Source organism: Sphingopyxis sp. RIFCSPHIGHO2_12_FULL_65_19 (genome assembly GCF_001830555.1).
Taxonomy (GTDB): Bacteria; Pseudomonadota; Alphaproteobacteria; order Sphingomonadales; family Sphingomonadaceae; genus Sphingopyxis.
The window spans coordinates 19079-32716 of record NZ_MIAM01000001.1 but is presented as its reverse complement, the minus strand read 5'-3'; the positions used below and the strand labels follow the sequence as shown (position 1 = coordinate 32716).

The 13638-nt window shown below is 64.5% G+C and carries 14 protein-coding genes; 11 read left to right on the top strand and 3 right to left on the bottom strand.

Annotation, left to right across the window (positions count from 1 at the left end):
* The 4 genes from pstA to phoB form a co-directional block, all read left to right on the top strand.
* Positions 1–899 (top strand): phosphate ABC transporter permease PstA (gene pstA / locus A3E77_RS00185; protein ID WP_293642890.1); only part of this gene is annotated, 899 nt, incomplete at its 5' end.
* Positions 900–901: 2 nt separating this feature from the next.
* A complete protein-coding gene (pstB, locus tag A3E77_RS00180; protein WP_293642889.1) occupies positions 902–1684 on the top strand; it encodes a phosphate ABC transporter ATP-binding protein PstB in 783 nt (260 codons plus the stop codon).
* A gap of 25 nt (positions 1685–1709) precedes the next feature.
* Positions 1710–2429, top strand: coding sequence for a phosphate signaling complex protein PhoU (phoU, locus tag A3E77_RS00175; RefSeq protein WP_293642888.1), 720 nt, complete (start codon positions 1710–1712; stop codon positions 2427–2429).
* Positions 2429–3127 (top strand): phosphate regulon transcriptional regulator PhoB, encoded by a 699-nt coding sequence (gene phoB / locus A3E77_RS00170; protein WP_293642887.1) that lies wholly within the window; start codon positions 2429–2431, stop codon positions 3125–3127. Before phoU ends, phoB begins: the two co-directional genes overlap by 1 nt.
* A gap of 343 nt (positions 3128–3470) precedes the next feature.
* On the opposite strand, the gene A3E77_RS00165 is transcribed toward phoB, so the two are convergent.
* Entirely contained in the window at positions 3471–4820 is a 1350-nt protein-coding gene (locus A3E77_RS00165) for an OprO/OprP family phosphate-selective porin (RefSeq protein WP_293642886.1), read from the bottom strand.
* Between the two features lie 209 nt (positions 4821–5029).
* Here A3E77_RS00165 and A3E77_RS00160 point away from each other — a divergent pair, with 209 nt between their 5' ends.
* The 7 genes from A3E77_RS00160 to A3E77_RS00130 all read left to right on the top strand — a co-directional run bounded on the left by A3E77_RS00160 (position 5030) and on the right by A3E77_RS00130 (position 12419).
* Positions 5030–5932: an SDR family oxidoreductase gene (locus A3E77_RS00160; RefSeq protein ID WP_293642885.1), complete on the top strand. Its 903-nt coding sequence runs from the start codon at positions 5030–5032 to the stop codon at positions 5930–5932.
* Between the two features lie 61 nt (positions 5933–5993).
* Positions 5994–6650, top strand: coding sequence for a DUF4328 domain-containing protein (locus tag A3E77_RS00155; RefSeq protein ID WP_293642884.1), 657 nt, complete (start codon positions 5994–5996; stop codon positions 6648–6650).
* A 77-nt stretch (positions 6651–6727) separates the two neighbouring features.
* Complete coding sequence (locus A3E77_RS00150; protein WP_293642883.1) at positions 6728–7801, top strand: hypothetical protein; 1074 nt, start codon at positions 6728–6730, stop codon at positions 7799–7801.
* A 299-nt stretch (positions 7802–8100) separates the two neighbouring features.
* A complete protein-coding gene (locus A3E77_RS00145) occupies positions 8101–8811 on the top strand; it encodes a response regulator (protein WP_293642882.1) in 711 nt (236 codons plus the stop codon).
* Positions 8808–10127, top strand: coding sequence for an ATP-binding protein (locus A3E77_RS00140; RefSeq protein ID WP_293642881.1), 1320 nt, complete (start codon positions 8808–8810; stop codon positions 10125–10127). The genes A3E77_RS00145 and A3E77_RS00140 overlap by 4 nt, the downstream gene beginning before the upstream one ends.
* Before the next feature lie 82 nt (positions 10128–10209).
* Positions 10210–10902 carry a carbonic anhydrase gene (locus A3E77_RS00135; protein WP_293642880.1) on the top strand — a complete coding sequence of 231 codons (693 nt, stop codon included), beginning with the start codon at positions 10210–10212 and terminating at the stop codon, positions 10900–10902.
* 2 nt (positions 10903–10904) lie between these two features.
* The gene (locus tag A3E77_RS00130; protein WP_293642879.1) at positions 10905–12419 is read left to right on the top strand and encodes a SulP family inorganic anion transporter; all 1515 of its coding nucleotides are present in this window, start codon (positions 10905–10907) and stop codon (positions 12417–12419) included.
* Positions 12420–12568: 149 nt separating this feature from the next.
* On the opposite strand, the gene A3E77_RS00125 is transcribed toward A3E77_RS00130, so the two are convergent.
* Positions 12569–12916: a DUF2794 domain-containing protein gene (locus tag A3E77_RS00125; RefSeq protein WP_293642878.1), complete on the bottom strand. Its 348-nt coding sequence runs from the start codon at positions 12914–12916 to the stop codon at positions 12569–12571.
* On the bottom strand, positions 12916–13632 hold the full coding sequence (cysE, locus tag A3E77_RS00120) for a serine O-acetyltransferase (RefSeq protein WP_293642877.1): 717 nt from the start codon (positions 13630–13632) through the stop codon (positions 12916–12918). The genes A3E77_RS00125 and cysE overlap by 1 nt, the downstream gene beginning before the upstream one ends.
* Positions 13633–13638: the final 6 nt, after the last annotated feature.

The window sequence follows — 13638 nt, the reverse complement described above, 5'->3', positions numbered from 1 at the left end:
CGTGGAAAGAGGTTCGCTCACAGATCAAGGACGACCCGGACTTGCTGAACGGCAAGACGGTGTTCGACCTGCCCGCCTCGTCCGAAGTCGACATCATGGCGAAAGAAGGCGCGCGCGGCGCGCTGGGCGCCAAGGTCGATGCGCTGGAAGCCGAAGGGAAGCTGGGAACCGGCATTCACTGGCCCTTCTTCAAAAATGCCGACGCGACCGATCCCGCGGTCGCAGGCATCTGGGGCGCGCTCAAGGGATCGGTGCTGACGATCTTCATCGCCTTCCTCATCGCCTTTCCCACGGGCGTACTCGCGGCGCTGTATCTCGAAGAATATGCGCCGAAGAACCGCTGGACCGACCTCATCGAAGTGTCGATCAACAATCTGGCCGCGGTGCCCTCGATCATCTTTGGCCTGCTGGCGCTGGCGGTGTTCATCAACTGGTTCGGCATCTGCCAGGCCAGCCCGCTCGTCGGCGGGCTGACGCTGGCGCTGATGACGATGCCGGTGATCGTGATCGCCAGCCGCAACGCCATCAAATCGGTGCCGCCGTCGATCCGCGACGCGGCGCTGGGTGTCGGCGCCAGCCCGGTGCAGGTGGTGTTCCACCACGTCCTTCCGCTTGCCCTGCCCGGCATCCTGACCGGCACGATCATCGGCATGGCGCGCGCGCTGGGCGAAACGGCGCCGCTGCTCCTGATCGGGATGCGCGCCTTTATCGGCGACGTTCCGGGCGGCATCTGTTCGCCCTCGACCGTGTTGCCGATGCAGATATTCCTCTGGTCGGACGAAGTCGACCGGGGCTTTGTCGAAAAAACCTCCGCCGCGATCATCGTGCTGCTTTTCGTGCTGCTGTCGATGAACGCCTTTGCGATCTATCTTCGCAACAAATTTGAAAAACGCTGGTGATCATGACCCAAGAAGACCTGACCATTACCGACCCCAAGATGAAGGCGCACGGCGTCAACGTCTTTTACGGCGAGAAGCAGGCGATCAACGACGTGTCGATCGACGTCGGCACCGACCTGGTCACCGCCTTCATCGGCCCGTCGGGTTGCGGCAAGTCGACCTTCCTGCGTTCGCTCAACCGGATGAACGACACGGTCGCCAGCGCCAAGGTGACGGGCCGTATCGAACTCGACGGCGAAGATATCTACGCGCCGTCGATGGACGTGGTGCAACTGCGCGCGCGCGTCGGCATGGTGTTCCAGAAACCGAACCCCTTTCCCAAGTCGATTTACGACAATGTCGGTTATGGCCCGCGCATCCACGGACTGGCGCCGAACAAGGCCGACCTCGACATCATCGTCGAGCGCGCTCTGGTGCGCGCCGGGCTGTGGGACGAGGTCAAGGACCGGCTCAATGAAAGCGGCACCGCGCTGTCGGGCGGCCAGCAGCAGCGGCTGTGCATCGCGCGGGCGATCGCGGTCGACCCCGAAGTCATCCTGATGGACGAGCCCTGTTCGGCGCTCGACCCGATCGCGACGGCGAAGATCGAGGAACTGATCCACGAACTGCGCGGCAAATATGCCATCGTGATCGTCACGCACAACATGCAGCAGGCGGCCCGCGTGTCGCAGCGCACCGCCTTTTTCCACCTCGGGACGCTGGTCGAATATGGCAAGACCACCGACATCTTCACCAACCCGAAGCAGGAACGCACCAAGGATTATATCACCGGCCGTTACGGTTGACCCGTAGCGCAACAGGACAGTGAAGATGGCACTAACGAACGATCATACGGTCAAAGCCTTCGACGAAGACCTCAACCGCCTGCGCGGCCTGATCAGCGAAATGGGCGGCCGCGCCGAACAGGCGCTGCTCCAGGCGATGACGGCGCTCAGCAAGGGCGACCTCGACCTGGCGGCGCAGGTCGTGCGCGACGACAAAAAGATCGACGCACTGGAAGCCGAGGTCGAACAGCTGGCGGTGCAGACGATCGCGCTGCGCGCGCCGATGGCGGACGATTTGCGCGAGATGATCGCGGCGCTGAAAATCGTGTCGGTGGTCGAACGGATCGGCGACTATGGCAAGAATATCGCCAAGCGCGTCGCGTTGATGGACCAGACGCGGTCGATCGAGGCGATCCCGCTGCTGATGTCGATGTCGAACATCGTCGTCGAACTGATCCATGATGCGCTCGACAGCTTCGCCGCGCGCGACGCCGAACTGGCGATCCGCGTCACCGTCCGCGACAAGAATGTCGACGATTTCTACAACAGCATCTTCCGCACGCTCGTCACCTTCATGATGGAAAATCCGAAATATATTTCGGAAAGCGCGCATTTGCTGTTCGTCGCCAAGAACCTCGAGCGCATGGGCGACCATGCGACGAACATCGCCGAGATGGTCTATTATGTCGTCACCGGCGAGCGGATGGAGGAACGCGAGCGCGGCGAACAGCCCGAAGATGGCGCCGCGGAGCAGGAGCAAGGCTGATGCCGCAGCCCGACCTGTTGCTGATCGAGGATGACGAGGCGATCGCCGAACTCATCGTCTGGCATTTCGCACGCGAAGGTTTTTCGGTCCGGCAGACGCCCGACGGCGAACAGGCGCTGGTGCTTGTCGAAGAGCGCGTCCCCGACATCGTCCTGCTCGACTGGATGATCGAAAGCCTGCCCGGCATCGAGGTTTGCCGGCGCCTGCGCCGCAACCCCAAATCGGCGAATGTCCCGATCATCATGCTCACCGCGCGCGGCGAAGAGGAAGATCGCATTCGCGGGCTGGAGACCGGCGCCGACGATTATGTCACCAAGCCGTTCAGCCCGCGCGAACTGGTCGCGCGCGTGCAGGCGGTGCTCCGCCGCCTTCGCCCTGCGCTGGCCGGCGAAATGCTGACCTATGCCGACATCGAGCTCGATTCGGTCGCGCACAAGGTGGTGCGAAACGGCCAGATCGTCGCGATGGGACCGACCGAATTTCGCTTGCTGCGCCATTTCATGGAGCATCCGGGCCGCGTGTTTTCGCGTGGTCAATTGCTCGACAGCGTGTGGGGCCAGGACAGCGACATCGAATTGCGCACCGTCGACGTCCATATCCGGCGGCTGCGCAAGGCGATCAACCTGGCGGGCACGACGGACATCATTCGCACCGTGCGTTCGGCGGGTTATGCGCTGGATTCGGGCAAGAGCGTCTGATCCAGGCGACCGGAAGCGACCGGAGGCGGCCCTGTCCCTCATCGTCATCCCGGACTTGATCCGGGATCCGTAACCGCGCCGTCGTCGTGGATCCCGGATCAAGTCCGGGATGACGAAAGGAAGCTAACGACCGGAAGTGGACGTAAGCTATTTCCTCTCTCCCCTTGCGGGAGAGATACGAAGGCTTGGCAGCTTGCTGCCTAGTCGCAGTTGAGAGGGGGCTACGCCCTGCGTGCGGCGCCCCCCTCTCCAAGCTTCGCGAGCTCCTGACGGAGCAAGCTGCGCTATCCTCTCCCGCAAGGGGAGAGGAGTTTACGCTTCCCACCGCCAAAACCGACGTTCGTCAGAAAACGATCTGCGCGCGCGCGCCGATGCTGTCGACGCCGTAGTTGCGGTCGCCGCCGGCGGGGATGACCGCGTCGTGGTATTGCAGCCGGGCATAATTGACCATGAAACGCACATAGTCGATCGGCGTCCAGATCAGCGACGCCATATAGCCGTCCTGCCGCCCGCCGACGATCCCCGCGTCGTTGAGGTCGAGATGGTCGTAGCGCAGGTTGATCTGCCACGCGCCGATGCCGCCGTCGCTGACGGGATTCTTCACGTGGATTTCCTTGAATATGCCGTCCTTGTAAGCGCGGGTGTCGTCGGTCAGGAACAGGCCGGCCTCGACCGAGCCGCCGAAGAATTGCGGGTCGGCCAGGCCCGGCCGGTCCACCGACTGCCAAAAGGCCTCCGCCGCGCCATGCAGGCGCCCGCGGATGAAGGCGGCCTCGGTGCCAAAGCCCGTCTCCGCCTCGGCGTTCATATTCGGGCTTGCGACGAAGCGGATGTCGGCGCTGTGGACCAGCGGGCGCTGGCGATACCGCACGGTGGGCACGGTATCGCCCAGTTTGCGCCAGTGCGCCGAACCGCCGAAGTGCAATTGGGTCTTGCCGACCTTGGGTGCATAAACGACGCGGCCGTCAAAGCTGTAGCCGTCGTTCCCGCTGTCGAGCGCGGTGAAATTGTCGGTGAAGACGCCGCCCTGCAACAGCAGCGCCCCGGTCGAATATTCGGCCGAAATGCCTGCGCGTCGGATGAAATTGAAGGCGTCGGTGAAGGCGGCCCGCTCGATGAAGCTGGTGTCGTTGCTGCTCGACAATTCTTCGAGCCCCTGGAAGGTGTTATGCTGGCCGACGGTCAGCTTCAGAGGCCCGTCCTGATAGGTCATCAACGCATCGAGCAGCACGACGTCGCTTTCGGCGAAATCGGCCTCAACCTTATATCCGAAGCCGCCCGGTATCGTTCCGCCGAAGCCCATGCGAATGCGGCGCAATTCGTTGGAAAATCCCAGCGCGGGGTCGGCAATCGCGCCCGGCGCACCGACATGGGCGGCATCGACCTGGACCCGGCCGCGCGGCTTGAAGCTCCAGCCGTCGGCAGTCTTGATCTCGGGCGCGCCCTTCCATTTGATCTGCGTCGCGGACGGTTCGGGAGCAGGAGCCGGAGCAGGAACCGGCGCCGCTGTCCCGGCGGACGGCGGCGCGCCCTGGTCGAGGCGCGCTTCCAACATTTCGACCTTGTTGCGGAGCGACGCCAGTTCGGCACGCAACGCCGCCGCCTCTTCGGCGCTCATGGCCTGCGCATACGCCGTCGTCGGCAGGCTGAACATCGACGTCGCCAACAGGGCGGCGGCCAAGGCGTGGCGCATGAACGAAGCTCCATTACGAAAATATGACTGTCCGGCGGCGCTATTATTGCCGGTATATGACAATCTGGCGTCACTGAAATGACAAATTGGCGACAATCGACGTTTTCCCCAGGCTGCGCATCCCCCTTGCCTGACCGTGATGAACGGCTAAGGACGGTCCAGTTTTTTCGGGCAACCTATCTTTGGGTGGCCCTTTCCGGGAGACCATCATGACGATCAAATTTGACGGCCGCGTTGCCATTGTCACCGGCGCGGGCGGCGGCCTTGGGCGCGCCTATGCGCTTGAACTCGCGCGGCGCGGTGCAAAGGTCGTTGTCAACGACCTCGGCGGATCGCGCGATGGCACCGGCCATTCGGACGCCGCGTTGCAGGTGGTCGAGGAAATCAAGGCGTTCGGCGGCACCGCCATGTCGAACGGCGGCAGCGTCACCGAATATGAGCAGATGGTCGAAATGGTCGCCAAAGCCAAGGAAGAATGGGGCGGCGTCCACGTCCTGATCAACAACGCGGGCATCCTGCGCGACAAGAGCTTCGCCAAGATGGAGCCCGCCGATTTCGACCTGGTGCTGAAAGTGCATGTGAGCGGCAGCGCCAATGTCACCAAGGCGTGCTGGGACCTGATGCGCGAACAAGCTTATGGCCGCATCCTTATGACCGCATCGTCGACCGGCCTCTACGGCAACTTCGGCCAGGCCAATTATGGCGCGGCGAAGCTGGGTCTTGCGGGGCTCACCAAGACGCTGCACCTTGAAGGCGCGAAATATAATATCCGCTGCAACACGATCGCGCCGGTCGCGGGCACGCGCATGACCGAGGACATTTTCCCCGCCGAATTGTTCGAGAAGTTCACGCCCGAAAATGTCGTCCCCGCCGCACTCTATCTGGTCAGCGAGGATGCGCCGACCAACATGATCGTCGGCGCGGGCGCGGGCGCATTCCACGCCGCCTATGTCACCATGACCCCCGGCGTCGCGCTGCCCGAAGGCGAGCGCACCCCCGAAGGCGTGGCCGCAGCGTGGGAGAAGATCATCGACCGTTCGGGCGAAACCGTCCCGCAATCGGGCAGCGAACAGTCGATGAACGTGATGAAAGCGTTGATGGCGCTGGGCTGAAGCTGATAGCATCCTCTGGTTGGGGGCGCCGGGGCGGCGCCCCCCATCAGGGGAATGCCGCATGGCGAACATGGGCTTGGCCGAGGGTATCGACCTGCTGCATCAGCGGGCGAAGCTTCTGAAGATATTGCTGGTCGCCGGCTTCGCGGTGGTCGGGGCGACGCTGGTCGGCCAGATTGCCGAGTTGCAGGGCCATCTCTCGCTCGACGAGAGCGCCGAACTGACGGGCGCGGCGGCGCTTTATGTGGCCGTCGGCCTGACCGACGTGCTCCTGTCTATCGTCACGATCGTCGTCTTCAGCCTGTGGATATACCGCGCCGCCGCCAATATCGTCGCGGCGGGGACCGTCGGATTCGATTACACGCCGGGCTGGGCAGTCGGATGGTATTTTGTCCCGATCGCCAACCTGTTCAAACCCTATGCCGTGATGCGGCAGATCTGGAACGCAAGCCACGGCGGTCAAGGCGACCAGCTCGAACGACCCGAAGGCTTGCTGGCGATCTGGTGGGGATGCTGGCTGCTCGCCAATATCGCGTCGAACATCTCGCTCCGCCTGACCTTCAACCCCGCCTCTGCCGAAGAGCTCGAAACCGGGATGCAGATCGGCGTTTTCGCCGCGCTGGTCAGTCTGGCGCTCTATCCTGCCGCATTTCGCCTGGTCGATCGCATCACGACGGCGCAGCGCGAGCGGCTGACATCGGCGCAGATTTTCGCCTGACTTATTGTATTGCATCAGCAACACAGCCCTGCTAGAAGCGTTGCGGGGCAAGGGGATCGGACAGAAGGACGACCCCGATGTATAGTGAAAGCGACCTGCAAGCCGCGGTCGATGCAAAAGTCTTGACGCCGGAGGCCGCGCTGGCTTTCCGGTCACATATCGCATCGGTGCGCGCCGCCCCCGGAGCGGATGAGGAATCATTCCGCCTGATCACCGGCTTCAACGATATTTTCGTCAGCATCGCGGCGGTCATCCTGCTCGTCGCGGTCGGCTGGATCGGTGCGTCGATCCATCCCGCGCTCGGCGGCGCGTTCGTCGCCGCGTCGGCGTGGTTTCTCGCCGAATATTTCACCCGCAAACGCCGCATGGCGCTGCCCAGCATCGTGCTTGTCCTCGCCTTTTCCGGCGGTGTCTTTGCCACGATGGTCGGCTTCCTCGTCAAGCATGGCGAGGCGATCTTTGGCAATGATCCCGGCGAAACGATCGGCGCGATCCTGATCGGGTCGATGGCGCTGATCACCGCCGCGGCAACATGGGCGCACTGGAAGCGGTTCATGGTGCCGATCACCGTCGCCGCCGGTACGGCCGCGCTCGCCGCCACCGCGGTCGCTCTGGTGCTGGCGATCACCGGAATGCCCAGCCCCGACGGCGCGTTGCCGATGCTGCTCGTCCTCATTGCCGGGCTCGGCGTCTTCACGCTCGCCATGTGGTGGGACCGCAGCGACCGGGTGCGACAGACGCGCCGCAGCGACGTCGCCTTCTGGCTTCACCTGCTCGCCGCGCCGATGATCGCGCATCCGGTCTTCCACTTGCTGGGCGTGACCCGCGGCGACGACATCGGCAGCGGCGCCGCGATGATGGTCGTCGGCATCTATGTGGTGTTTGGACTGATCGCGCTCGCGATCGACCGCCGCGCCTTGCTCGTTTCGGCGCTCGCTTATGTGCTGTTCGCGATGACCCAGCTGTTCAACACCTTTGGCGCGGTCGAACTCAATGTCGCGCTGACGGCGTTCGTGATCGGCTCGGCGCTTCTGCTGCTTTCGGCTTTCTGGCAGAACGCCCGCGCCGTGGTCGTCGGCTTCTTGCCCGACCATCTGGCGAGCCAACTGCCCGCGACGACCCGCGCTGCCAGCGTGACTGCGCACGGATAGGGCGATCGTAACGACGTTCGGCTTCGCCAAGCGACGCCGGTCTATCGGGGCCCCGGCCAAACGGCCGGGGCCCCTTTTTCGTTCTATCCGCGCGCGCGCCGAAGCGCCGGAGAAATGATTCGCCCCCTTGCCTGAACGGTCAGGCGCGATAAGAGGGGCCCGGATCTGCAGGGCGACGCATCCTGTGGACCGCTTTTTCGCCTTGCCCGGACCGGCAAGGCGTTGCCGAACTGTTTCTACACGGCGCGGACGGGCGGGTCCGGGTCTACCAATATGAAGCCCCTCTCCCAGGTGAAGCAATGACACCGCCGAACATATTGATGGTCGAGGATGATCCTCCGATCCGAACCCTGACCGCGCGCGCGTTGCAGGAACATGGCTATATCGTCCGCACCGCCGGCACCGCGCCACAAATGTGGGACGCGTTGCGATCGGCGCCGGCCGACCTGCTGCTGCTCGACATCATGCTGCCCGGAACGTCGGGAATCGACATCTGCCGTGAAGTCCGGCGGACCAGCGACGTCCCGATCATCTTCCTGTCCGCGAAAGGCACCGAGACCGACCGCATCGTCGGCCTCGAGCTGGGCGCCGACGATTATCTCGCCAAGCCGTTCGGCGTCCGCGAACTTGTCGCGCGCGTCCGCGCGGTGCTGCGGCGGCACGCGATCGAACGGCCGCTGACCGACCGCGATCGCGGCCTGATCCGTTTCGACGGCTGGACCGCCGACCTGCCCCGACGCCAGTTGACCTCTCCCGCCGGCGCGGCGGTCGAACTGACCGGGGCCGAATTCGACCTGCTCGTCAGCCTGTGCGACAATGCCCAGCGCGTCATCGCGCGCGAGCGGTTGATCGAATTGTCGCGCACCCGCCTTGGCGACAGTTCGGACCGCAGCATCGACGTGCTGATCAGCCGCCTGCGGCGCAAATTGTCGAACCCCGACCAGCCCGCCCCGATCGTGACCGTTCGCGGCATCGGCTACATGCTGAACGTTCCGGTGGAGCGGCTTTGAACCTGTTTGAAAAACGCGGCTTCGGCCTGTTCGGGCAGATCGTCGCGATCCTTTTTGCCGCGGTGCTGCTGGAAAGCGCCGCGAGCATGTTCCTGTATGAACGGGCCAGCCAGTTTTCGATCAATGGCGACAAGGCGCGGCGCCTGGCCGAACATCTTGTCCTGTCGGGCAAGCTGATCGAAGAGGCGCCGCGATCGGAGCGCGATACGGTGGCGTCCGAACTGACGACGACGCGCTATCACCTCGTGTGGCAGGAACGGCTGACCAATCCGCCGCCGGTCTCTCCGAAACTGAACCAGATCACGCGCCAGATCCTGGCCTGGGAACCCGACATACAGGCACGCGACCTGCGGCTCTATCTCCAGTCGCCGGGGCTGCACAGCACCATATCGGGCGCGATCCGGCTCAACGACGGCAGCTGGGTCAGCTTCAGCGCGCGCGACCATGTCCGCCAGCTCGACCTGACGCTGGGGCGCATGGTCCAGACGCTGGTTCCGGCGGTGGCGCTCGTGCTGCTCGCCAGCCTGTTGATCCGGCACACGCTGCGGCCGCTACGCGACTTGCAGCGCGCCGCCGAAACGATCGGCCAGCAGGCGTTCGTCGATGTCCCGATGCGTGGCCCCGCCGAGGTGCGAAGCGTCATCGGCGCGTTCAACGACATGCAGCACCGCATCACCGCGATGATCGCCGACCGCACCCAGGCGCTGGCGGCCGTGGGACATGATTTTCGCACCCCGCTTGCGCGGTTGCGGCTGCGAGCGGACAGCATTGCCGACCCGTCGGTCGAGGCGGCGATGGAACAGGATATCGGCGAGATGGAGCGGATGATCGATTCGCTGCTCGCCTATCTTTCCGGCGACATCGACAATCCCGCCGAGCCGGTAGCGCCGACCGACATTGCCGTCATGTGCGCCACCGCCGCCGACGACGCCGGCGATCGCGGGCACCGGGTTCGCTATGTCGGGCCCGACCATCTGGTCCTGCCGGTTCACGGCATCGCCATCAAACGGGCGCTGCTCAACCTGCTGGGCAACGCGCTGCGGTTCGGTACCGAAATCGAGGTGCGGCTGCGCGTCGCACAGCAGCGGATCGAAATCGAGGTGGCCGATAACGGCCCCGGCATTCCGGGCCATCTGCGCGAGGAAGCGGTCCAGCCCTTTGCCCGGCTGGATGTTGCGCGCGCACGCGACACCGGGGGATTCGGGCTGGGACTGTCGATCGTCGATCGCATCGCCCGGATGCACGGCGGCGCTCTCGAGCTGGGGCAGAGTCATCTCGGCGGTTTGGCCGCCCGGTTGCAACTGCCCGCCGCCTGAGAAACATTTCGTTACATTAACGCTGCACCGCAGCAAAGTTCGATCGCCATGTGCGTGAAACCAGCCAGCAAGGAGTGGTTTCATGAACGATTTGATCGGACGCGTGTTTGATTTTGAAAAGCGCGTCTTTCCCAGCCGCAACGACCTGTTCGCAAAGCTTGTCGCCGATGGGCAAAGCCCGAAGGCGCTGATGATATCCTGCGCGGACAGCCGCATCGTGCCCGAACATATCATGCAAGCGGAACCCGGCGACCTGTTCGTCTGTCGCAACGCGGGCAACATCGTGCCCCCCTTCGCGACCCAGAATGGCGGCGTATCGTCGACGGTCGAATATGCCGTCGCCGCGCTTGGCGTCCGCGACATCATCGTGTGCGGCCATTCGGACTGCGGCGCGATGAAGGCGCTGATGAACCCGCATATGACCGAGGGAATGCCGAACGTTGCGGCATGGCTTCGTCACAGCCACGCCGCCGAACATGTCGTGCGCTCGGGCTATACCGACCTCGACGACGCCGGGCTTGTCCGCGCTGCCAGCCTTGAAAATATCGTTGTCCAGCTCGCGCACCTGCGCACCCATCCGTCGGTTGCCGCCGGAATCGCGCGCGGCGAAATCTCGCTGCACGGATGGTTTATCGACATTCACCAGGGGGTCGTGATGGGCCTCGACGGCGCCACCGGCCAGTTCCAGCCAATCCGCGCCGAAGATCCCCTGCCCGTCGCGCTGGCCGCTGCGCAGCGTCTCGCGATGCATGCCAATCCGGCGAAAGCCGCCTGATCATGGCAAGCCAGGCTCTCCCCGCCGGCTCGGCCAGTGGTCTTTCGCGCGATTTCGCGGCGTCGATCGTCGTGTTTCTCGTCGCGATGCCATTGTGCATGGGCATCGCCGTCGCATCGGGACTCCCGCCGGAAAAAGGCCTGATCACAGGCATTATCGGCGGCATCGTGGTCGGTGCGATCGCCGGTTCACCGCTCCAGGTCAGCGGCCCCGCCGCCGGGCTGGCGGTGATCGTTTTTGAACTGATCCGCACTCAAGGGATCGAGGCGCTCGGCCCCATCCTGCTCATCGCAGGTGCCGTCCAGTTGATCGCCGGCGTCATGAAACTCGGCGGCTGGTTCCGCGCGATTTCGCCCGCGGTCGTCCACGGGATGCTCGCCGGCATCGGTGTGCTGATCGTCATCGGCCAGTTCCACGTCCTGTTCGACGCCAAACCCCTGGCAAGCGGGCTGGAGAATATCGCCGCCATGCCGGGGCGCCTGTTCGGCCTTGATCCTGCCAGTCCCGGCGGCGCCGAACTGGCGCTGCTGATCGCCGGTATCACCATCGGCGTCATGGTCGCTTGGGAAAAATGGCGCCCGGAATCGCTTCGGCTGGTGCCCGGCGCGCTGTTGGGCGTCGTGGCGGGCACGGTCGTGTCGCTGGTGCTGGCGATGGACGTCGCGCGTGTCGAAGTCCCCGATTCGATCCTGGCCGCGATCACGCCGCCGACATCCTTCGCCAGCTGGCTGACGCCGGAGATCATCGCCGCCGCCATCGCGGTCGCCTTCATCGCCAGCGCCGAAACCTTGCTGTCGGCCGCGGCGGTAGACAAGATGCACGACGGCCCGCGCAGCGATTTCAACAAGGAATTGCGGGCGCAGGGCGTCGGCAACATGTTGTGCGGCGGCGCCGGCGCGCTGCCGATGACGGGCGTGATCGTACGCAGTTCGGCAAATGTTCAGGCCGGAGCGGTGTCGCGCCGCTCGACGATCCTGCACGGCGTATGGATATTGGCCTTTGTCGCCCTGTTGCCGTCGGTGATGCGGGCCATGCCGATGGCGACGCTCGGCGCCGTGCTCGTCGTGACGGGCTGGCGACTGGTCAAGCTCGACCATGCGCGCGAACTGCTCAAGCATCACGGTGTGCTGCCCGTGCTGATCTGGGCCACGACGCTGGTTCTCGTGGTGGCGGTCGACCTGCTGACCGGCGTGATCGTCGGCATCCTCTTCTCGCTCGTCGAACTCATTCCCCATGTCCGCCGCCTGCGGCTCAAGGTGGATCATTCGGACAATGAGGAGGAAAGCCGCGTCCGCCTGTCGGGGGCCGCGACCTTTGTCCAGTTGCCTAAGCTGGAGGATGCCCTGGGCACGATTCCCCGCGACAAGCCGGTCACGATCGACTGCGGCCAATTGGCGGGACTCGACCACAGCTGTGCCGAATTGCTTCGCGACTGGGTCGAACGGCGGAAGGCGCATGGCAGTCCGACGGTGCTGCTGGGTGACGAAAAACGGCTCAGGCGTCTCGCGGCGGCCTGACGAACAGGGCTCCCCTTCGGGCGGAGGAACGGGTGTGGGTCAAGCGGACAAAGAGACGCTTGATCCACATTCGCCGTTCGGGCCACACGGGCCTCTTCGACCGAATTTGGCTGTGCGCCCCCGCGAACTTTCAAATGCCCGGGGAACCGTCAGTCGCCCACCAGCTTCATCAGTTTGCGTTCGACGGGGGCGAGCACATTGGCAAGCTCATCCCCGCGTTTCAGTATCGCCCCGGCTTCGGACACAAGGGCCCACATGCCCTGTCGGCTCCGCAAGGCGGGGCGTTTTTCTATGCGATATTCGGGGCGTTCGGCGGCGCGGCGAAAGGCCGAGAAAATCGCGGCGTCGCGGTGGAAATCCATCGCATAGTCGCGCCAATGCCCCGCCGCGACCATCCGGCCATAAAGGTCGAGGATGCGCATGAGTTCAGGACGCTCGAAGCCGGTCTGCTGCGGTGCCGCCCTGGTGGCGAACGGCAGGGGGGTCACGGTGCCCATCAGGCGCCGGTCCGGCCCCCCTTGCGCCGCGGCGCTTCAACCTCGGCGGCAGCATCCCTCTCGTCGAGCAGCGCCTTGAGCTGTTTCTGCATCAGGTCGAGCTGGCATTGCAGCAGTTCGACCTTTTGCGTCGCGGGGTCGAACGTCTCGCTGCACGGCGTGCCATAGGGCACGAATTCGCGCGCATATTCGGTCGCATCGAGCAGCGTCGAACGGGCGGGGATGCCCACCATCACCGCGCCTTCCGGCACATCGCGCGTCACCACGGCGTTCGCACCGACGCGCGCGCGGGCGTTCACCGTCACGGGGCCGAGGATCTGGGCGCCCGAACCGACAATCACATCGTCGGACAGCGTCGGATGGCGCTTGCCGCCGATGCCGTTCGCGGGATCGGTGCCGCCCAGCGTCACCCCCTGATAGATAGAGACATTATCGCCGATTTCGGCGGTCTCGCCGATCACGACGCCAAAGCCATGGTCGATGAACAGGTGGCGGCCGATCGTCGCTCCCGGATGGATATCGATCGCGGTCAGGAAGCGCGACAAATGATTGACGAAGCGCGCGAGGAAGAACAGCCGCGCCTCGAACAGCCAGTGCGCGATGCGGTGCATACCGACCGCGAGCAGGCCCGGATAAAGCAGAATTTCCCAGCGCGACCGTGGCGCAGGGTCGCGCGCCTTGATCGAATCGAGATAGGCGACCAGCCCATTGAACATCGCATT

Bases quoted from the DNA above. Each gene is read 5' to 3' on its own strand.
- A3E77_RS00125 (WP_293642878.1), bottom strand. From the start codon at position 12,916: ATGGGCACCGTGACCCCCCTGCCGTTCGCCACCAGGGCGGCACCGCAG.
- A3E77_RS00135 (WP_293642880.1), top strand. From the start codon at position 10,210: ATGAACGATTTGATCGGACGCGTGTTTGATTTTGAAAAGCGCGTCTTT.
- phoU (WP_293642888.1), top strand. From the start codon at position 1,710: ATGGCACTAACGAACGATCATACGGTCAAAGCCTTCGACGAAGACCTC.
- A3E77_RS00155 (WP_293642884.1), top strand. From the start codon at position 5,994: ATGGCGAACATGGGCTTGGCCGAGGGTATCGACCTGCTGCATCAGCGG.
- pstB (WP_293642889.1), top strand. From the start codon at position 902: ATGACCCAAGAAGACCTGACCATTACCGACCCCAAGATGAAGGCGCAC.
- cysE (WP_293642877.1), bottom strand. From the start codon at position 13,632: ATGTTCAATGGGCTGGTCGCCTATCTCGATTCGATCAAGGCGCGCGAC.
- A3E77_RS00160 (WP_293642885.1), top strand. From the start codon at position 5,030: ATGACGATCAAATTTGACGGCCGCGTTGCCATTGTCACCGGCGCGGGC.
- phoB (WP_293642887.1), top strand. From the start codon at position 2,429: ATGCCGCAGCCCGACCTGTTGCTGATCGAGGATGACGAGGCGATCGCC.
- A3E77_RS00150 (WP_293642883.1), top strand. From the start codon at position 6,728: ATGTATAGTGAAAGCGACCTGCAAGCCGCGGTCGATGCAAAAGTCTTG.
- A3E77_RS00165 (WP_293642886.1), bottom strand. From the start codon at position 4,820: ATGCGCCACGCCTTGGCCGCCGCCCTGTTGGCGACGTCGATGTTCAGC.
- A3E77_RS00130 (WP_293642879.1), top strand. From the start codon at position 10,905: ATGGCAAGCCAGGCTCTCCCCGCCGGCTCGGCCAGTGGTCTTTCGCGC.
- A3E77_RS00145 (WP_293642882.1), top strand. From the start codon at position 8,101: ATGACACCGCCGAACATATTGATGGTCGAGGATGATCCTCCGATCCGA.